The sequence below is a fragment of the Cryobacterium sp. TMT2-17-1 genome, from assembly GCF_004402765.1.
Lineage (GTDB): Bacteria > Actinomycetota > Actinomycetes > Actinomycetales > Microbacteriaceae > Cryobacterium > Cryobacterium sandaracinum.
In genome coordinates, this window is sequence record NZ_SOGC01000039.1 from 115,751 (window position 1) to 134,441 (window position 18,691).

Consider the following 18,691-nt stretch of genomic DNA (forward strand, 5'->3'; position numbering starts at 1 on the left):
TCCGTATCGTTTCCGGAGCGTGGGCCGAGGATTAGCGGAGCCGAGACTCCGGACGTAGGGTGCAAGGGCGGCTGTCACAAACGGCCGCCCTTCTCGACTTCCCGCACCTGTACTCTCGACCGGAAACGAGACCACGGCGCTGCCGGCGTCGTTCGCCGTCTTCGGCGCGGCCATGGTGGCCCGCCCCATCGGCGCGCTGGTCTTCGGCCACTTCGGCGACAAGAGGGGCCGCAAGGCCACTCTCGTCGGGGCACTGCTGACCATGGGCATCGCGACCTTCCTGATCGGGGTGCTGCCCACCTACGCCATGATCGGCTGGCTCACGCCGGACCTGCTCGTGGTCCTGCGCCTCGCCCAGGGCTTCGCACTCGGCGGGGAGTGGTCCGGCGCCGCGCTGGTCGCGACCGAGAACGCCCCGGTCGGCAAGCGCGCCTGGTACGGCACGTTCCCGCAGGTCGGCGCCCCGCTCGGCTTCATCATCGCCAACGGCCTGTTCCTGGCCATCGCACTGGCCCTGCCCGGTGATGACCCGACCCGCTGACGACCCGACCCGCCCCTCGGACGCGTTCCTCGAGTGGGCGTGGCGCATCCCGTTCCTCTTCTCCGCGGTGATGGTCGTCGTCGGCCTCTGGGTACGCCCGCGCCTAGTCGAATCCGACGCCTTCACACAGGTCGTCGCCACCAAGCGTGTGGAGAAACTGCCGCTCGCGGCCGTGTTCCGGTCGCACTGGCGCCAGCTGATCCTCGGCACCTTCATCATGCTGGCCACTTACGTGCTGTTCTTCGGCGTGTTCACGTTGGCCTCCGGCCCCTGGGCCGACAGGCACGGGCGCCGCAAGACCCTGATCTTCGTGACCCTGGCGATCATCGGATTCGGCCTGCTCTTCGTGCCGCTGATGGGAATGACCTTCGGGCCGATGGGCGCGCTGCTGCCCGAGTTGTTCCCGACCAGCGTGCGCTACACCGGCTCCGCTTTCGCGTACAACATGAGCTCGATCCTCGGGGCGGCGGTGGCTCCGTTCATCGCGATCTGGCTGTGGACCCTCGGCGAGGGCAGCCCGTTCTGGGTCGGCGTCTACCTCTCGGTGATGGCCGTGATCGCCCTGGTCGCCCTGCTGCTGAGCCGCGAGACCCGCGACATCGACATCGACCACTGACCTGGCTCTCGGCTGGCTCTCGACCGGCTCTCGACCACCGGTGGTCGAACCTGTCGAGACCCGGGTCAGTCGAGGAACAGGGTGCGCAGGCGCCGGGTCGTGAAGGCCAGGCCGAGCAGGATCAGAGGTCTCGCCGGTGCGGGTCGAGACGGCGCCCAGCCTGCGCATGGTGGTGGACTTGCCGGCCCCGTTCGGGCCGAGCAGTCCGAAGGATTCGTCGGGCGCCACCTCGAAGGAGATGCCGTCCACGGCGGCGAAATCCTGGTGCCTCGTGACGAGATTTCGGGCCACGACGACGGGCTCCGGCACGGTTCCCTGCTGGAGACCGCCGGGCCCATCCCAAGCGGGATGCGGTTAAGATCATTCAGTGAGTACCCCCAGCAACCCCCGTTCCGCCGCCCGCCCGCCCACCAGCACGGCCGGTCGCACGGCCGGTCGCGGTCGCCTCGGCCGGATGGGGCGCCGCGACGATGCCGGCGGACCCCGCGCGACGTTCAGCCAGTTGGTCCCGTATCTGCTCGAGCACAAGAAGGTGCTCGGCTTCGTCATCGTACTCAGCATCCTCGGCGCCCTCGCCAGCCTCGCCCAGCCGCTCCTGGTCAGCCAGGTCATCACCATCGTGCAGGAGGGTGACGCGCTCGGCAGCCTGGTGTGGGCGCTGGTCGCACTCGTCGTCATCTCCGCCCTGATCAGCGGCTACCAGCACTATCTGCTGCAGCGCACCGGTGAGGGCGTCGTGCTCTCCAGCCGCCGCAAACTGATCGGGCGGATGCTCCGCCTTCCGATCAGCGAATTCGACACCCGCCGCACCGGCGACCTGGTCTCCCGGGTGGGGTCGGACACCACGCTGCTGCGGGCCGTGCTCACCCAGGGTTTGGTCGAGGCGATCGGCGGGTCGCTCACGTTCGTCGGCGCGCTCATCGCCATGCTCGTGATCGATCCGGTGCTGCTCGGCCTGACGGTACTGGTGATCGCCGTGTCGGTGGTCACCGTCACACTGCTGTCGCAGCGCATCCGTGCCGCCAGCCTCGCCGCGCAGGCCAAGGTCGGCGACCTCGCCGCCAGTGTCGAGCGCGCCATCAGCGCGGTGCGCACCGTGCGTGCCTCGAACGCCACCGACCGGGAGATCGCCGCCGTCGAGGAGGACGCCAAGGGCGCCTGGCGGATGGGCATCCAGGTCGCGAGGATCTCGGCCCTCGTCGTGCCGATCGCCGGCATCGCCATGCAGGTGTCGTTCCTGGTCGTGCTGGGCGTGGGCGGCTTCCGCGTGGCCAGCGGCACCATCACGATCGCGGACCTGATCGCGTTCATCCTGTTCCTGTTTCTGATGATCGTGCCGCTCGGCCAGGCGTTCGGCGCGATCACCTCCGTGAACGCCGCGCTCGGCGCCCTCGGCCGCATCCAGGAGATCATCGACCTGCCCACCGAGGACCAGTTCGACCGCGACATCGCCCCTCTGGCCATCACGGTCGGCGCCGCCAACGAGTCGGTGCGGCCGGATGCCCCGGCGATCTCGTTCGAGAACGTGCAGTTCGGCTACCTGGTCGCCTCGGCAGCGACGGATGCCGCGGGTGCGGAGGCCGGGTCGGAGGCCGGGCCGCAGGCCGGTGCTGCCGGTGTCGGCCGTGTTGCCGGCGCCGCAGCCGGTGCGGGGACTATCGGCTCTGCTGCGGCCGCGTCGGCGGATTCCGCCGCTCTTTCCGGTGCCGGGCGTTCCGCTCACACGGCTTCCGATGCCGAGCTCGTCGCCGCCGAGAACGCGATGATCGAGACCGCCGTCGCGGCTCCGTTCGTGCTCGAGACCGCCATCGTGGTTCCGGCCGTGATGGAGGCCGTGCTGGCCGAACCCGACCTCGTCGAGGCAGATCTCGCGGCCGCTGACCGCTCCGCGGCCGCGGCCGACCGTGCTGCCGAACAGGCGACCGAACGGGCGACCGAGCGCAGCGACGCCGACGCCGCCGGCAAGCCCCGCCCGGTGCTCCGCGGCGTCTCCTTCGACGCCCCGCGCGGCAAGCGCACCGCCCTGGTCGGCCCGTCCGGTGCCGGCAAGAGCACCATCCTGGCCCTGATCGAGCGCTTCTACGACCCGACCGGAGGCGTTGTGCGCATGGGGGGACTGGACATCCGCACCCTCGACCGCACCGCGCTGCGCTCGCAGATCGGCTACGTCGAACAGGACGCCCCCGTGCTGGCCGGTTCGCTGAGAGACAACCTGACCCTGTCCACGCCCGACGCCACCGACGAGGAGTGCATCGCCGTGCTGCACGCCGTGAACCTCTCCGAGGTGCTCGAGCGCGACCCGGCCGGGCTGGGCGCGGCGGTCGGCGAGTCCGGCGTGATGCTCTCCGGCGGCGAACGCCAGCGGCTGGCGATCGCGCGCGCCCTGCTGGCCGCGCCGCCCATCCTGCTGCTGGACGAGTCCACCTCGAGTCTCGACGGCGTCAACGAGCAGAAGATGCGGGCCGCGATCGACGCGGTCGCCGTGGACCGTACCCTGATCGTGATCGCGCACCGCTTGTCGACCGTGGTCGACTCCGACCAGATCGTGGTGCTCGACCACGGTCAGGTCATCGGCACCGGCACGCACTCCGAGCTGGTCGCCTCGACGCCGCTCTACCGCGAGCTCGCCAAGCACCAGCTGCTCGTTTAGCCTGGACTGCCCGAACCAATTCGACGGAGAATTTAGTCGAAACCGCCAGTTTTGGGCCTGAAACACCCGATCTAGCCAAAATCTCCGTCGAATTCGTAAGGCGCATGTGGCCCTGTCAGCGCGCGGACAGCGGGTAGGTGGGCGGGTTACAGGGCGGGTAACAGGGCGGGTAGTAGTGCGGCCGGGACCGCGGGCGGTCAGCGGCGCGCGAAGCGCAGGGTTACCAGTTGGAAGGGACGCAGCTCGATCGTCAGCGCGGAGCCATCGGCGGCGAACGGAGCCCGCGGCGCGGTCAGGGGGCGTTCCAGCAGGTCGGTTTCGGTGGCATCCGTCGCGGCGAAGTGACGGATGACCCGCACCCGCGACCCGTGCGCCTCGTAGAGCCGCACGATCAGATCCCCGCTGCGGTCCTCGGCCAGCTTGACCGCCTCGACCATGACGGCCGGGTGGTCGACCTCGATCAACGGATCCACGCGGGTCGCTCTCACCCCGGTCACCGAACAAGGCGGCAGGCTCAGTCGGTACCCCTCCGCGACCGCCTCGGGGATACCGGCGCAGGCCCGCAGCGACACGGATGCCCGGTGCACCGCCGGGCGCAGCCGCGCCGGCACGAACCGGTCGATGCGTTTCTCCACGAGTCCGCCGTCGTCTTGCACCGCACCTGCGACTTCCCGCCGGGCACCGCCGCCCGACTGGCAGCATCGTACGACCACCCCCCGGCCCCGCACGTCCGCCACTGCGGGCGCTCGTGAACCAATTCGACGGAGATTTTCGGATCTGAAGCGGTTTACACACCCGAAACAGCCCCACGGAAGCAAAATCTCCGTCGAATTCGTCAGGCAACGGATGCCGCAGCGCACCAGCGGCGCCGAGCTCCGCTACGCGTTTCGGAGGTTGTAGCGCACGCTCGCGAGCTCGGAGAGCAGCGCCGGCGGCACCCGGTCGCCGAACTTGGCGAAGTACTCCTCAGTGAGGTCGCACTCGGCCAGCCAGGAGGCCGGGTCGATCGCAAAGAGCTGCTCGACATCCGCGTCGGCCAGGTCCAGACCCTTCAGGTCGAGGCCACCCTGGACCGGGAGGTGTCCGATCGGGGTGTCCACGGCATTCGCGAAGCCTTCGACGCGGCGCACGATCCACTCGATCACACGGGAGTTCTCGCCGAAACCGGGCCAGAGGAAGCTTCCGTCCGCGCCCTTGCGGAACCAGTTCACCTGGAAGATCTCCGGCGCCTTGCCGCCGAGACCACGGCCGACCTTGAGCCAGTGCGCCCAGTAGTCCGCCATGTTATAGCCGCAAAAGGGGAGCATCGCGAACGGGTCGCGGCGCAACTCGCCGACGGTGCCCTCGGCGGCCGCGGTCTTCTCCGAGGAGATGGTCGCGCCCATGAACACGCCGTGCTTCCAGCTGCGGGCCTGGGCCACCAGCGGCACGTTCGTCGCGCGGCGTCCGCCGAAGAGGATGGCGTCGATCGGCACGCCGCCGAAGGCCTCCCAGTCGTCGGCGATCGACGGGCACTGCGCCGCAGCAACCGTGAAGCGGGAGTTGGGGTGGGCGGCCGGGCGGCCGGAGGCGGGCGTCCAATCCTTGCCCTCCCAGTCGATCAGGTGGCTGGGAGTGGTCTCGGTCAGACCCTCCCACCACACGTCGCCGTCGTCGCGCAGTGCGACGTTCGTGAAGATCGTGTTGCCCCAGACGGTGGCCACGGCGGTCGGGTTGGTGACCTCGCCGGTTCCGGGGGCCACACCGAAGAAGCCGGCCTCCGGGTTGATCGCGTACAGCCTCCCGTCGGGCCCGGGGCGCAGCCAGGCGATGTCGTCGCCAATGGTCTCGACCTTCCACCCGGGGATGGTCGGGCGCAGCATCGACAGGTTCGTCTTGCCGCAGGCCGACGGGAAAGCCGCGGCCAGGTGCGACACGCCGCCCTCCGGGGAGGTTACCTTGATCAGGAGCATGTGCTCGGCCAGCCAGCCCTCGTCGCGGGCCATGACGGATGCGATCCGCAGCGCGAACGACTTCTTCGAGAGCAGCGCGTTGCCGCCGTAGCCCGAGCCGAAGGACCACACCTCGCGGGTCTCCGGGAACTGCACGATGTACTTGGTGTCGTTGCACGGCCAGGAGACGTCCCCACGGCGGCGCCCCTCGGCGTCGACCAGCGGGTAGCCCACGCTGTGCACGGTGTGCACCCAGGGGGCTCCGGCCTCGATCATGTGCAGCACCTTCTGGCCCATGCGCGTCATGATGCCCATGTTCAGCACCACGTAGGGCGAGTCGGTGATCTCCACGCCGAGCTGGGAGATGGGGCCGCCAAGCGGGCCCATCGAGAACGGCACGATGTACATCGTGCGCCCGCGCATGCTGCCCGCGAAGACTCCCTGCAGCTCGCCCCGCATCGCGTCCGGGTCGGCCCAGTTGTTGGTGGGGCCGGCATCGCCCGGGCCGACCGAGCAGATGAAGGTGCGGTCCTCGACGCGCGCCACGTCCGACGGGCTCGTGCGGGCCAGGTAGCTGTTGGGGCGCCACTCCGGGTTCAGGTGAATGAGCTTGCCCTCGGCTACGAGCTGTTTCGCGAGCACATCGGCTTCGCGCAACGATCCGTCGCACCAGACGACGGCGTCGGGCTGGGTCAGCCGGGCAATTTCGTCCACCCAGGCCTGAAGGTTGGGGTCGGTGGTGCCGGCAACATAGCGGGACTCGCCCCCGCCGGTCTCAAGTCGGGAATTCGCGATTGTCATCTCCTGGCCTTTCGTGGTCAATCCGGCGTGAACCAGTGGTCTGCAGTCGTGGGGGGACGCAAATACGCCCCCATCTCCACAATGATCCACCGATGCCACCGGTGCCGGAAGTGCTCAGGTTAAGAACAGCGAATCTTTCGTTATCGTTAAGGAATGTCGACACGTGCCGCTGATCTGATCACCCTGGGACTCCGTGTCCGTCATTTCCGGGCCGAGCGCGGCTTCACGCTCGACCAGCTCGGCGAGCAGGTCGGCATGGCCGGGAGCCAGCTCTCCCTGATCGAGAACGGCCGCCGCTCCCCCAAGCTGTCGACGTTGCAGGACATTGCCACCGCCGTCGACGTGGAGCTCACCGACCTGCTCAAAAACGAAGCGCCGAACACGCGGGCCGCACTCGAGATCGAGCTGGAGCGCGCGCAGCGCAATCCGCTCTACGGCGCCCTCGGCCTGCCGCGGGTGAAGATGACCAAGGGCATGCCGATGGCGGCGCTCGAGTCCCTTCTCGGTCTGCACCGCGAACTCGCCCGCCGCGCCAGCGAAGCCATCGCCACGCCGGAAGAGGCCCGCCGCGCGAACACGGAACTGCGCGAACAGATGCGCGAACAAGATAATTTCATGCCCGACATCGAGCAGCTCGCCGAAGACCGAGTGCGGGCATCCGGGCATGTGTCGGGCGCCCTCACCCACCGGGAGGTCAGCGTGATGGCCGAGCAGCTCGGCTTCAACCTCATCTACGTCAATGACCTGCCCGGCTCGACTCGGTCGGTCACCGACCTGGTCAATCACCGCATCTACCTGCCGCCGGCGTCGATCCCCGGCGGTCACGGCTTGCGCTCGATGGCGCTGCAGGCCATGGGGCACCGGCTGCTCGGCCACGAGCGGCCGGGCAGCTACGCCGAGTTCCTCTGGCAGAGGCTGCAGATCAACTACTTCGCGGCCGCCTGCCTGATGCCGCAGGCGGCATCCGTCGCGTTCCTCTCCCACGCCAAGCGCGAACGCGAGCTCTCGGTCGAGGACTTCCGCGACGCCTTCGGGGTGACCCACGAGGCCGCGGCGCTGCGACTGACGAACCTGGCCACCTCGCACCTGGACATGCCGCTGCACTTCCTGCGCGTCACCGGCGACGGCGCCCTGCAGAAGGGCTACGAGAACGACGACCTTCCCCTGCCGGCCGACGTGACCGGCTCGATCGAGGGCCAGTTCGTCTGCAAGCAGTGGAGCGCCCGCAGCGCCTTCACCCACACCAACCGCACCACCGAGTTCTATCAGTACACCGACACGCCGGCCGGCACCTTCTGGTGCGCCACCCAGACCGGGGCGACGGATGCCGGCGAGTTCTCGATCAGCGTCGGCGTGCCCTTCGTGCAGGCCAAGTGGTTCCGCGGCCGGGAGACCACGCAGCGGGCGGTGTCCCGCTGCCCGGACGAGTCCTGCTGTCGCCGCCCGGCCTCCGAGGTCTCCTCGCGCTGGGCCGGCAAGGCCTGGCCGAGCGCCCGGCTGCACGCGCACGTGCTGTCGCCGCTGCCCAGCGGCACCTTCCCCGGTGTCGACGACACCGAGGTCTACGAGTTCCTCGAGGCGCACGCCGCGGAGTAGTGGGGATCCTGGCGCTGAGCCACTTACGTCGTCGGGTCATCCGTCGACGAAGACGACTTCGTCTCCGTCTCCGTCTCCGTCTCCGTCTCCGTCGAACGAATTCGACGGAGATTTTGGCAGAAACGGTCCCGAACGCTCCGAAACTGCTTCTTTTTTCGAGAATCTCCGTCGAATTGGTTCGATACCGGACACGGCGCTCCCTCGGTGATGAACAGCGTACGCTCGGCGCGGACAAGGGGACGACGGGCGGCACGGCGAGGGGCAGGGCCCGACGGAGCGGCCCGACGGGCGGCAGGGCGAGGGTCAGGGGCGGGCGGCGAACGCGGTGGCGGTGCCACGGGCGGTGAGGCTGACCCGGCTGCCCACGACGGTGCCCATCGTGCCGTGCTGCCTTACGTGCACCAGCGTCCCGGGGCTCTGCGTCCCGGGGCTCTGCGTCCCGGGGCTCTGGGGGAAGCCGGACGCCGGGGCGCCCACGCAGAACAGGCGCACCGCCAGCTGCACCTCGGGCCCGTAGAAATCGACCGCCTCGACCTGGCCGGTACAGGAGGCGGCGGCATCCGCCCCTCCGGACTCGCAGTGCTCGACCATGATCTGCTCCGGGCGCAGCATGATGCAGGCGTCGCCGCGCAGGCTGGTGGGGGCGACCGCGACTGTGCCCAGCGCGCAGGCGGCGAAACCGTCCGAGATGGTGGCCGGTAGCACGACCGCGTCGCCGAGGAACCGGGCCGTGAACAGGTCGACGGGGCGCCAGTAGACCTCGCGCGGCGGCCCGACCTGGCAGAGGTTGCCGTCGCGGAGCACCGCGAGCTGGTGGGCGAAGCTCATCGCCTCCGCCTGGTCGTGGGTGACGAGCACCGTGGTGATGCCGGCGCGCTCCAGCGTTTCGGCGACGATGTCGCGGGTTGCCGCCCGCAGTCCGGCATCGAGGGAGGAGAACGGTTCGTCGAGGAGCATCACCCGCGGTTGGCGGGCGAGGGCCCGCGCCAGGGCCACGCGCTGCTGCTGGCCGCCGGACAGTTCGTCGGGGCGGCGGGCGGCGAAGTCGGGCCTCAGCGACACCATCTCGAGCAGCTCGCTCACGGCACGGGCGCGTTGCTTGCGGGTGCCGCCGCGGAGCGCCGGGCCGAGGCCGAACGCGATGTTCTGGCCCACGGTGAGGTGCGGGAACAGGGCGCCGTCCTGCGCGACGAAGCCGATCCCGCGCCGATGCGCGGCCACGGCCGCGCCCGGGCCGGCCACGGTGCGACCGAGCACGCTGATGGTGCCCGAGTCGGGCAGCTCGAAGCCGCTGATCAGGCGCAGCAGGGTGGTCTTGCCCGACCCGGACGAGCCGACCACGACCGTGCGGCTACCCTCCGGCACCGAGAGGGCGATGTCCTCGAGGATACGGCTGCTGCCGAAGCTCTTGTTGACCCCGGACAGTTCGACGGCGGCGGTCATGACACGCTCGTCAGCCGGGAGCGGGCGAACAGCAGGTAGGTGACCGGCAGGCTCAGCACGATCATCAGCAGGGCGTAGGGCGCGGCGCCGACGTAGTTGATGTCGTTCACCTTCGACCAGAACTGTATCGCGAGGGTGCGGGTGCCGCTCGGGGCCAGCAGCAGCGTAGCGGTCAGCTCGGTGACGATGCCGAGGAACACGAGCGCCCCCGCGGCCAGGGCCGAGGGCGCGAAGAAGCGGGTGGTGACACTGAGGAACGCGGCGAACGGATGCTTGCCGAGCGACCGGGCCGCCTCCTCCAGTCCGACCGGAACCTGTGCGAGCCCGGCCCGGAGGTTCACCAGCGCGCGCGGCAGGAACATCAGCAAGTACGTCACGATCACCAGCACGGTGGTCTGGTAGAGCGGCTGCACGAAACGGATGCTGATGGTCACCAACGCGAGGGCCGTGACGATCCCAGGGAGGGAACTGGTGAGGTAGTTGACCGATTCGAGGCCGCGGGACAGCCGGCTCGGGTAGCGCACCGCGAGGAACGCGATCGGGAACGCGAGTACACAGGTGACCGCGGCGCCGACGAGGCCGTAGCCCACGGTCTGCAGCAGGGCCTGGACCAGCACGGCATCGGTCCACACGATTGCGCCGCCCTGGTAGAGCCAGCGGATGACGCTCCAGAACGGGACTCCGATCGCGAGTGCGAACAGCCCACCGAGGAACAGGTAGCCGACCGGCGTGAAGGCGCGGAGGGAGCGCCGCGGCGTGACCCGGGCCACACCCGAGCCGATGCGGGCGTACCGGGAGCGTCCGCGGGCACCGGACTCCCCGATCAACAGGAACAGGCACAGCAGCACGAGAACGCCGGCGAGGGCGTTGGCCGCGGGGCCGTTGAACGTGGACCGGTACTGCTCCACGATGGCGGTGGTGAAGGTGTCAAAGCGGATCATCGCGAACGCGCCGTATTCGGAGAGCAGGTGCAGCCCTACCAGCAGGGCGCCGCCGAGGATCGGCAGCCGCAACTGGGGCAGGATGACGCGGAAGAAGACGCCCCAGGCACCGCTGCCGAGCGACTCTGCTGCCTCTTCGACCGTGGGGTCCAGCCGACGGAGCGCGGCGACGCAGGGCAGGTAGACCAACGGGAAGTACGACAGGGTGGCGATCAGAACCCCGGACCAGAGCCCGTTCAAGGAGGGTACGGCGCTTACCCAGCCGTAGCTGTTGACGAAGGCCGGCACCGCGAGCGGCGTCGCCAGGAGCACGGCGAACACCCGGTGGCCGCGCAGGGAGGTGCGGCCGACCAGCCAGGCGGCGGCCACCCCGATCGCCGCGGTCAGCGGCACCGTGATCACGACCAGCCCGATCGTGTTCAGGAGCAGTTCGCCGACCCGCGGCCGGAACACGAGCGCCGAGAGGGTCGGCCAACCGGTCAGGATACCGGTGACGATGACGTAGCCCAGCGGCAGCAGCCCGAGCACGGACACGGTGACGGCGGCCGCCACGATGAATGGTGAGGGTCGTTTGCCGACCCGGCCGGCGGCATCCGTGCGCCCCGCAAGCCCCGTTGCGCCGGTTTCGGCGACGGCTCCGCGACCGGTGTCCGACGGGTCGGGCGCCGGTTTCGCGGTCGGGGGGGCTGCAGGTATCACCAGTTTCAGCCTAGAGGAAACCGGCCTCGGTCATCAGATCGGTGACCTTGGTGCTGTTGAGTTTGGACGGGTCGATGACGGGGGCGTCGAGTTCGCGAAGCGGCACCATCGCGGAGTTCGCGTCGACCGCGTCGGAAACGGGGTACTCGAACGAGGTGCCGGTCTTCAGGATTTCCTGGCCGGCCTTGCCGGTGATGAAAGCGAGGAACGCCTGAGCGGCCACGGGGTTCGCGCTGGTCTCGAGCACTCCGCCGCCGGAGACGCTGACGAACGCACCGGGATCCTGGTTCTTGAAGTAGTGCATCTGGGTGCTGGAGCTGTTCTCGCCCGTACCGGCCTGGTCTGCGAACCAGTAGTAGTGGTAGATCACGCCGCCGGGGATCTCACCCGCGTTGACGGCCTTCATCACGGTGCTGTTGCCTTTATAGACGACCGCGTTCTCCTTCATGGCCGCGAGCCAGTCACTCGTTGCGGCTTCGCCCTTGAGCTCGAGGAGCGCACTGACGATGGCTTGGAAGTCGGCGCCGGAGGGCGACGCGGCCCAGCGGCCGGCCCAGGCCGGGTCGGCGAGGTCGAGCAGCGAGGCCGGCAGTTCGCCCGCGCTGATCATGCTCGGGTTGTAGGCGAACACGGTCGAGCGGGCGGCAATGCCGGTCCAGGTGCCGGTGGACGGCTGGAACTGCTTGGGAACTTGGGCCAGCGTGGCGTCGTCGACCGGGGCGAACAGGCCGGCCTTGTCGACGAGGCTGATCGCGGGCGAGTTCTCGGTGAGGAACACGTCGGCCTTCGACGCGGCGCCTTCCTGCACGAGCTGGTTGCCGAGTTCCGAGTCGTCGCCGTTGCGGAGCGTGACGGTGACGCCGGTCTCCGCGGTGAATTCGTCGGCCCAGGCCTGGGTCAGTTCCTCGTGCTGGGCGTTGTAGACCGTGATCGAACCCGACGGGGTGGACGCGTCGGTAGCACCAGGACTGGATTCCTCAGGTGCGCTGCACCCGGTCACCCCGAGCAGGGCCACCGTTCCGATAGCGGTAAGCAGTGCCCAGCGGCGTGTCAAGATCATCGTGTTGCGTCCCTACTGTCGTGCGGGCATGACCCGCAGTGCTTTTAGGTAAGCCTACCCTAAAGAAATTGGCGTCGTCGGGGCCGCAGGGGAATACACAGGCTCGGCCCCGGTCAGCGGGGCGGCATCCGGATGGCACCGTCGAGCCGGATGGTGTCGCCGTTAAGCATCGGGTTCTCGACGATGTGCCGCACGAGCGCGGCGAACGCGGCCGGGTTGCCGAGCCGGGAAGGGTGTGGAACCTGCGCCGCGAGGGACTCGCGCACGTTCTCGGGGAGCCCCTGAAGCAGCGGGGTGTCGAAGATGCCGGGCGCGATCGCCACCACCCGGATCAACGATCGGGCGAATTCGCGGGCGAGCGGCAGGGTCATCGCGGCGACGCCGCCCTTCGAGGCGGCATAGGCCGCCTGACCGATCTGCCCGTCGAAGGCTGCGACGGATGCCGTGTTCACGATCACACCGCGCTCCGGGACGGTGCCGGCCGTCTGGTCGATCGTGCCGGGGGTGCCGTCCGTGCCGTTCGTCCCGGGGGCTCCGTCCGTGCCGCCGATCGGGCTGGTAGCCTGCATGGCGGCCGCGGCCAGCCGGATCACGTTATACGTGCCGACGAGGTTGATGCGAATGACCCGGTCGAAGTCGTCCAGCGGCAGCGGGGCCCCGGTGCGGTCGACGGTGCGCTGGCCGGGGGCGATGCCGGCACAGTTGACCACGATGCGCAGCGGGGCGATCGCGGCGGCGGCGTCGACGGCGGCCTGCACGTCCTCGGTGCGGGTGACGTCACCCGGCACGAAACACGCCCGGCCGCCGATCACGACCGCCGCCTGCTCCCCACTGGTGCCGGGCAGGTCGAGCAGCACGACCGCTGCCCCAGCGTGGGCCAGGGCGGTGGCGGTGGCCAGCCCGAGGCCGGAGGCGGCTCCGGTGACGAGGGCGGAGCATCCGTCGACGCGCATCTCAGAGCCGTTCGATGATGGTGGCGTTGGCCATGCCGCCGCCCTCGCACATGGTCTGCAGGCCCCAGCGGCCGCCGGTCAGTTCGAGGTGGTTGAGCAGGGTGCCGAGGAGCCGGGTGCCCGAGGAGCCGAGCGCGTGGCCGAGAGCGATGGCCCCGCCGCGCGGATTGAGAAGGGCCGGGTTGGCGCCGAGTTCGCGCAGCCAGACCAGCGGCACGGTGGCGAACGCCTCGTTGACCTCGTAGGCGTCGAGGTCGTCGATGCTGAGACCGGAGCGCTCCAGGATGCGCCGGGTCGCCGGGATCACGCCCGTGAGCATCAAGAGCGGGTCGCTTCCGGTCACCGCGAAGCTGTGGAACCGTGCGCGCGGATTGAGGCCGAGCTGGGCGGCGCGTTTGGCGCTCATGATCAGAGCCGCGGAGGCGCCGTCGGTGAGCGGCGACGAGTTGCCGGCGGTGATGTGCCAGTCGAGTTTCGGGAAGCGGGCGGCGAGGGCGTCGGTGCGGAACGCCGGCGGCAGAGCGGCCAGGGAGTCGAGGGTGGTGCCGGGGCGGATGGTCTCGTCGGCGGCCACGACCCGGCCGTCCCGCAGAGTCGTCGGCCGCAGTTCGCCGTCGAAATCGCCGCGTTCGGCGGCGGCCGCGGCGAGGCGGTGCGAGCGGGCGGCGAAGGCATCCAGTTCGCCGCGGCCCAGTTTCCACTTCTGGTTCATCAGCTCGGCCGAGACGCCCTGGTTGACGAGCCCGTCAGGGTAGCGGTCGCGCATCAGCGTGCCGTGCGGATTCGGGATCTGTACACTCTGCTGGTTCTGGTGGCTCTGCCCGCCTTGCTGGTTCTGCGGGCTCTGCCCGCCTTGCTGGTTCTGCGGGCTCTGCCCGCCTTGCTGGTTCTGCGGGCTCTGCCCGCCTTGCTGGTTCTGCGGGCTCTGGGCCGTGCCGAGCGACGAGCCCAGCGGCACGCGGCTCATCGATTCGACGCCGCAGGCGATGACGATGTCGTAGCTGCCGGCCATCACGCCCTGCGCGGCGAACGTGGCCGCCTGCTGGCTGGATCCGCACTGCCGGTCGATGGTCGCGCCGGGCACCGAGTCGGGAAAACCCGCGCTGAGCAGGGCGGTGCGGGTCACGTTGTAGCCCTGCTCGCCGACCTGGCTGACGCAGCCGCCGATCACGTCGTCGACGAGCGCGGGATCGAGCCCGTTGCGGGTGACCAGTTCGCTCAGCACCCCGGCCAGCAGGTCCGCGGGGTGCACGCCCGAGAGGGCGCCGCCCGGTTTGCCTCGACCCGACGCGGTGCGCACGACATCGACAATGACAACCTCGTTGCTCATGACCTCAGCCTAGGCTTCTGGTGCCACCGCGGCGCGGAGCGGGGAGCGCGTGTGGGCTGCAGGCTGCGGGCTGCGGGCTGCGGGCTGCAGGCTGCAGGCTGCGGGCTGCGGGCTGCGGGCTGCGCGTGTGATTCGGGCTGCGCATGGGGTACGGGCTGCGCATCTGGTACGGGCTGCGCATCTGGTACGGGCTGCGCGTGTGATTCGGGCTGCGCATGGGGTACGGGCTGCGCATGGGGTACGGGCTGCGCATGGGGTACGGGCTGCGCGTGGGGCTAACTCAGGAGATCCGGTGGGGAAGCCGTCGTCCGGCGGGTTCCGCCGCACTGGTCCGGGGGCTAACAGAACGCGGCCGACGTATCTCCTGAGTTGGCCACAAACGCGGCAGGACAGGGACGTGCGGGTGTGGCGTGCGGGTGTGGCGTGCGGCGGTGAGCCGTGCAGGTTCGGGTGTGACGTACGGATGTGGCGTGCGGGTGTGGCGTGCGGGTGTGGCGTGCGGCGGTGAGCCGTGCAGGTGCGGGTGTGGCGTGCGGCGGTGAGCCGTGCAGGTTCGGGTGTGGCAGGCGGGGCGTCAGCCCGAGAGCGCCCACATCGCGACGGCGCTGGCGGCGGCCACGTTGAGGGAGTCGATGCCGTGCTTCATCGGGATCTGCACCACGGTGTCGGAGGCCGCCAATGCGTCCGGGGTGAGCCCCTCACCCTCCGCGCCGAGCAGCAGCGCCAGCCGCTCGTGCTCGTGCCCGGGGAAGTCGCGCAGGCTCACGGCATCCGTTGTCAGGGCGAGCGCGGCGAGGTGGAAACCGTGCCGAGTGAGCAGCGCGCGGGTACTCGGCCAGTCGCCGACGCGGGTCCAGGGCACCTGCAGCACGGTGCCCATCGAGACGCGGATGGCGCGACGGTAGAAGGGGTCGGAGCAGCGCGGTGTGACCAGGATCGCGTCGGCGCCGATGGCCCCGGCGGAGCGGAAGATCGCGCCGACGTTCGTGGGGTCGGACACATTCTCGAGGATCACGATGCGGCGGGCGCCGGCGAGTAGCGACTCCGGGTCGGGCAGCTCGGGCCGGTGCATCGAGGCGATAACGCCGCGGTGCAGCACGTAGCCGGTGAGCTCGGCGAGAAGCGCCCCCGGGCCGACGAAGACCGGCACGTCCTCGCCGACGAGGGCGCCGGCCTCCGGGGCGGTGTTGCCGAGTGTGAGCACCGACCGCGGCCGGTGTCCGGCGCGCAGGGCCCGCTCGAGAACCAATGCCGATTCGGCTATATACAGGCCGTGTTCGGTGCCGCGCGCCTTTTTCAGTGCCACATCGGTGAGATGGGCGTAGTCCACAAGCCGCGGATCGCTGAGGTCGCTGATCTCGATGACGGGCATCCGATCAGTCTAATCGCGGGGCGGGGGCGGGTGGCGGGATGCGGGGCGCCTCGGGGCTAACTCAGGAGATCCGGGCGGCGGACGGCAGCCGGCACCCGGACCAGTGCGGCGATCCCACGGATGCCGCGGCGCGTCTCCGAAGTTAGCCGCACCTTTCATCCGCCCGTCGGGCACGGACAGCCTGGGTGCCCCGGCGCCCGAGTGGCCCCGCCGGTAGCGGATTCACGGCCCCCGGAGCACAGGCAACGGCTTCGGCCGGGCTACGATTTGCAGGAGTTATGTACCGGTAAGGGTTGCGCCCTGGGGCTAACTCAGGAGATCCGGGCGGCGGACGGCAGCCGGCACCCGGACCAGTGCGGCGATCCAACGGATGCGGCGGCGCATCTCCTGAGTTAGCCGCACCGCTCGACGTATCGGCACGGTCCCGTGTGACCGGTCCTAGGTGATCGGCNTATCGGCACGGTCCCGTGTGACCGGTCCTAGGTGATCGGCCCTGGCGGCACTGTGCTGTCGGTCGGGTCGTGTGATGGTGAGATCATGGCTGCGGATTCCTCCCTGGTCAGGGGGTGCCCGGCATCCGTCAGCAACCGGTCAGCGACAGGAACATCCCCGCGGCCATCAACGTCATCGCCAGCGCCATACTCAGGTGCTGGGCCGACTCCAGTCGGAGCGTGGCCGGCTCGACCCCCGACCCGGTCGGGCGGCGCGCCGACCGCACGGCGCTGGCCGCGGGGGCAACGGATGCCGCAGCCAGCAGCACCACAAGCCAGGCCGGCAGCGTTCCGCCGTCGGTGATCGCCGGCGCGTGCCCGGCATGGGCGCCGTTTCCCACAGCGGTCCCGGCGGCAACGGGCGCAGCGGCAACGGGCGCAGCGGCAGCGGTGGCACTAGCCGTGGCACTGGTTCCGGCGCCAGCGCCGGCCACCGCGACCGAGCCAACCGAAGCCGCCGTAGCCTTAGTCGACGCCGCCGGCAGCATGGCGACCCACATTACGGACATCAGTAGCAGCGATACGGCGTGATGCGCGGCGGGCATGCGGTGCCGCCGGTCAAGTAGGGCCAGCAGCGCCGCCCCGACCAGGAGCCCCGCCCAGGAGCCCCGCCCAGGCCAAGGAGCCGAGCAGCTTCATGCCCGGCAGCACCATGTCGGCGCACGAGACGGTCATGACGACCATGGTGGGAGCCGCGACCAGGGCGCGGCCCGGCATCCGGAGCCCGGTGAGCGCGCACGCCGCTCCCAGGCCGGACGCCGCGGCGGCGGCGACCAGGCACACGGACACCCAGATCGCGGTCATTTCGGCTCACGATAGGCCGGTCTCCCCCGTGGGTCTTGCCTGTCAGCGCACGGATGCGCGGCGGCAGCGCACGGATGCGCGCAGCGAGGCGACAGCGCTCCGTGTGGCTAACTCAGGAGATTCACCGCGGCGAAACCACCATCCCGCACCTGTGGCGCACGGGTCCGCACTGGCCCGTGCCGAATCGGCCGCCCCGATCCCGGAACTCCTGAGTTAGCCTCCGCGAACCCGGCATGACTTCTGCACGCTGGTGGGGGCGCCGGCCCGGGCCGCCGAAAGACCCGGACGGGGGCGCGAGGCGGCCCCCCACAATTTGCAGGAGATATGCACGAGGAGGATTCGGACCCGAGGACCGGGAACCCTCGCGCGCGGGCGCGCCGTCACGGTGGTGTGGCCAACTCAGGAGACGCGCCGCACCACCCCCTCGCTCCCCGCACTGGTCCGGGCGACGGATGCCGCGCGGCACCCGAGTCTCCTGAGTTGGCCACACACACGCACACACGCACGCACGCACACACGCACGCACACTCCGAGTGCATAGCTCCTGGGGCGACCGCGGGCCCTGAACCACGAATGCGAGAATGGCACCGTGTCGACGTCAATGAGCGGGGTAACGGGATGAGCGAGCAGAGCAAGCCCAGCGGGCCCAGTGCCAACGGCCCGAACGGTGCGCCGCATTCGCAGACCCTGTCGCGCGGCATCCGCGTGCTCGAGATTCTCGCCGACGCCGACGAGGCCCTGACCATTGCCGACGTGGCCGCCGCCCTCGGCGTGCACCGCTCGATCGCCTACCGAATATTACGCACGTTGGAGGACCATGGGGTCGTGATCCGGGATGCCGCGGGCGCCGTACGCCTCGGCCCACGGATGGCCGCGCTCGCCCGCGGCGTCTCCCGCGGTCTGCAGGCCGCGGCGCTGCCCGAGCTGACGAGCGTCGCGAACGAGTTGGGGATGACAGCCTTCGTGACCGTGCTGGACCGGGCGGAGGTCGTCACTCTGGTCAGCGTGGAACCGCGGCAGGCGCACGCCACGGTCGCGCAGCGCCCCGGCACGCGGCATCCGCTCGGCCGGGGTGCACCCGGGATCGCCATCCAGTCCCTGCTCACGGCGACCCAGTGGGTGAACCTCGGCGAGGGAGCCCGCCGAGGCGAGGCCGCCGACGTGCGCGCACGCGGCTTCGCCACCAGTCATGACGAGGTCATTCCGGGGCTGGCCTCCGTGGCGGTGCCGCTGGTCGTGCCCGGCGAGGCACCGGCGGCTCTGGCGGTCGTCTACCTCGGCACCGGGCAGAGTGACGCCGCGATCGGCGCGCGTCTTGTGACGGCCGCGGCCGTAATTGCAGCCGACCTGCGCTAATTGCCGCCACACCGGGCCAGACGCGGGCGCTTCGACCGGGCGGGCGCCGACCGGGCGGGCGCCGCCGACCGGGCGGGCGCCGCCGACCGGGCGCCAGCAGCCGGGCG

Annotated in this window: 13 protein-coding genes and 2 pseudogenes; 4 read left to right on the forward strand and 11 right to left on the reverse strand. The window is 70.2% G+C overall.

Going from position 1 to position 18,691, the window contains the following annotated elements; genetic code table 11:
* The first annotated feature begins 71 nt into the window (after positions 1–71).
* A pseudogene (locus E3O47_RS11400) lies at positions 72–1,157 on the forward strand (MFS transporter).
* Between the two features lie 132 nt (positions 1,158–1,289).
* Here the strand turns inward: E3O47_RS11400 and E3O47_RS11405 are convergent.
* Positions 1,290–1,466, reverse strand: a pseudogene (locus E3O47_RS11405) (ATP-binding cassette domain-containing protein); the annotation flags it as partial.
* 145 nt (positions 1,467–1,611) lie between these two features.
* Between E3O47_RS11405 and E3O47_RS11410 the strand changes: the two are divergent.
* Entirely contained in the window at positions 1,612–3,807 is a 2,196-nt protein-coding gene (locus E3O47_RS11410; protein WP_134401290.1) for an ABC transporter ATP-binding protein, read from the forward strand.
* A gap of 197 nt (positions 3,808–4,004) precedes the next feature.
* Here the strand turns inward: E3O47_RS11410 and E3O47_RS11415 are convergent, their stop codons facing one another.
* Together E3O47_RS11415 and E3O47_RS11420 are read right to left on the reverse strand one after the other, a co-directional pair.
* Complete coding sequence (locus E3O47_RS11415) at positions 4,005–4,442, reverse strand: glycosyl hydrolase-related protein (protein ID WP_198411442.1); 438 nt, start codon at positions 4,440–4,442, stop codon at positions 4,005–4,007.
* A 243-nt stretch (positions 4,443–4,685) separates the two neighbouring features.
* Complete coding sequence (locus E3O47_RS11420) at positions 4,686–6,539, reverse strand: phosphoenolpyruvate carboxykinase (GTP) (RefSeq protein ID WP_134401237.1); 1,854 nt, start codon at positions 6,537–6,539, stop codon at positions 4,686–4,688.
* Positions 6,540–6,692: 153 nt separating this feature from the next.
* Between E3O47_RS11420 and E3O47_RS11425 the strand changes: the two genes are divergently transcribed.
* On the forward strand, positions 6,693–8,135 hold the full coding sequence (locus tag E3O47_RS11425) for a helix-turn-helix domain-containing protein (RefSeq protein WP_104099202.1): 1,443 nt from the start codon (positions 6,693–6,695) through the stop codon (positions 8,133–8,135).
* A 303-nt stretch (positions 8,136–8,438) separates the two neighbouring features.
* Here the strand turns inward: E3O47_RS11425 and E3O47_RS11430 are convergent, their stop codons facing one another.
* The 8 genes from E3O47_RS11430 to E3O47_RS11470 all read right to left on the reverse strand — a co-directional run bounded on the left by E3O47_RS11430 (position 8,439) and on the right by E3O47_RS11470 (position 17,228).
* Positions 8,439–9,578: an ABC transporter ATP-binding protein gene (locus E3O47_RS11430; RefSeq protein WP_134401238.1), complete on the reverse strand. Its 1,140-nt coding sequence runs from the start codon at positions 9,576–9,578 to the stop codon at positions 8,439–8,441.
* Positions 9,575–11,074: an iron ABC transporter permease gene (locus E3O47_RS11435; RefSeq protein ID WP_134342698.1), complete on the reverse strand. Its 1,500-nt coding sequence runs from the start codon at positions 11,072–11,074 to the stop codon at positions 9,575–9,577. The genes E3O47_RS11430 and E3O47_RS11435 overlap by 4 nt, the downstream gene beginning before the upstream one ends.
* A gap of 154 nt (positions 11,075–11,228) precedes the next feature.
* Positions 11,229–12,278 (reverse strand): iron ABC transporter substrate-binding protein, encoded by a 1,050-nt coding sequence (locus E3O47_RS11440; protein ID WP_134371443.1) that lies wholly within the window; start codon positions 12,276–12,278, stop codon positions 11,229–11,231.
* Positions 12,279–12,391: 113 nt separating this feature from the next.
* Positions 12,392–13,231, reverse strand: coding sequence for an SDR family NAD(P)-dependent oxidoreductase (locus tag E3O47_RS11445; protein WP_104099199.1), 840 nt, complete (start codon positions 13,229–13,231; stop codon positions 12,392–12,394).
* A 1-nt stretch (position 13,232) separates the two neighbouring features.
* Positions 13,233–14,561: a thiolase family protein gene (locus E3O47_RS11450; protein ID WP_134420573.1), complete on the reverse strand. Its 1,329-nt coding sequence runs from the start codon at positions 14,559–14,561 to the stop codon at positions 13,233–13,235.
* Positions 14,562–15,135: 574 nt separating this feature from the next.
* On the reverse strand, positions 15,136–15,933 hold the full coding sequence (locus E3O47_RS11460; RefSeq protein ID WP_134342685.1) for an RNA methyltransferase: 798 nt from the start codon (positions 15,931–15,933) through the stop codon (positions 15,136–15,138).
* Positions 15,934–16,513: 580 nt separating this feature from the next.
* On the reverse strand, positions 16,514–16,933 hold the full coding sequence (locus tag E3O47_RS11465; RefSeq protein WP_134420577.1) for a hypothetical protein: 420 nt from the start codon (positions 16,931–16,933) through the stop codon (positions 16,514–16,516).
* Between the two features lie 49 nt (positions 16,934–16,982).
* Positions 16,983–17,228, reverse strand: coding sequence for a hypothetical protein (locus E3O47_RS11470; protein ID WP_134420579.1), 246 nt, complete (start codon positions 17,226–17,228; stop codon positions 16,983–16,985).
* Between the two features lie 618 nt (positions 17,229–17,846).
* Here E3O47_RS11470 and E3O47_RS11475 point away from each other — a divergent pair.
* A complete protein-coding gene (locus E3O47_RS11475) occupies positions 17,847–18,584 on the forward strand; it encodes a helix-turn-helix domain-containing protein (RefSeq protein WP_134401243.1) in 738 nt (245 codons plus the stop codon).
* The last annotated feature ends 107 nt before the right edge of the window (positions 18,585–18,691 follow it).

What these genes read in the sequence shown, in the direction of transcription:
- E3O47_RS11460 (WP_134342685.1), bottom strand. Translation starts at nt 15,933, where the DNA reads ATGCCCGTCATCGAGATCAGCGACCTCAGCGATCCGCGGCTTGTGGAC.
- E3O47_RS11425 (WP_104099202.1), top strand. Translation starts at nt 6,693, where the DNA reads ATGTCGACACGTGCCGCTGATCTGATCACCCTGGGACTCCGTGTCCGT.
- E3O47_RS11475 (WP_134401243.1), top strand. Translation starts at nt 17,847, where the DNA reads ATGAGCGAGCAGAGCAAGCCCAGCGGGCCCAGTGCCAACGGCCCGAAC.
- E3O47_RS11465 (WP_134420577.1), bottom strand. Translation starts at nt 16,933, where the DNA reads ATGTCCGTAATGTGGGTCGCCATGCTGCCGGCGGCGTCGACTAAGGCT.
- E3O47_RS11470 (WP_134420579.1), bottom strand. Translation starts at nt 17,228, where the DNA reads ATGACCGCGATCTGGGTGTCCGTGTGCCTGGTCGCCGCCGCCGCGGCG.
- E3O47_RS11420 (WP_134401237.1), bottom strand. Translation starts at nt 6,539, where the DNA reads ATGACAATCGCGAATTCCCGACTTGAGACCGGCGGGGGCGAGTCCCGC.
- E3O47_RS11430 (WP_134401238.1), bottom strand. Translation starts at nt 9,578, where the DNA reads ATGACCGCCGCCGTCGAACTGTCCGGGGTCAACAAGAGCTTCGGCAGC.
- E3O47_RS11445 (WP_104099199.1), bottom strand. Translation starts at nt 13,231, where the DNA reads ATGCGCGTCGACGGATGCTCCGCCCTCGTCACCGGAGCCGCCTCCGGC.
- E3O47_RS11450 (WP_134420573.1), bottom strand. Translation starts at nt 14,561, where the DNA reads ATGAGCAACGAGGTTGTCATTGTCGATGTCGTGCGCACCGCGTCGGGT.
- E3O47_RS11410 (WP_134401290.1), top strand. Translation starts at nt 1,612, where the DNA reads ATGGGGCGCCGCGACGATGCCGGCGGACCCCGCGCGACGTTCAGCCAG.
- E3O47_RS11440 (WP_134371443.1), bottom strand. Translation starts at nt 12,278, where the DNA reads ATGATCTTGACACGCCGCTGGGCACTGCTTACCGCTATCGGAACGGTG.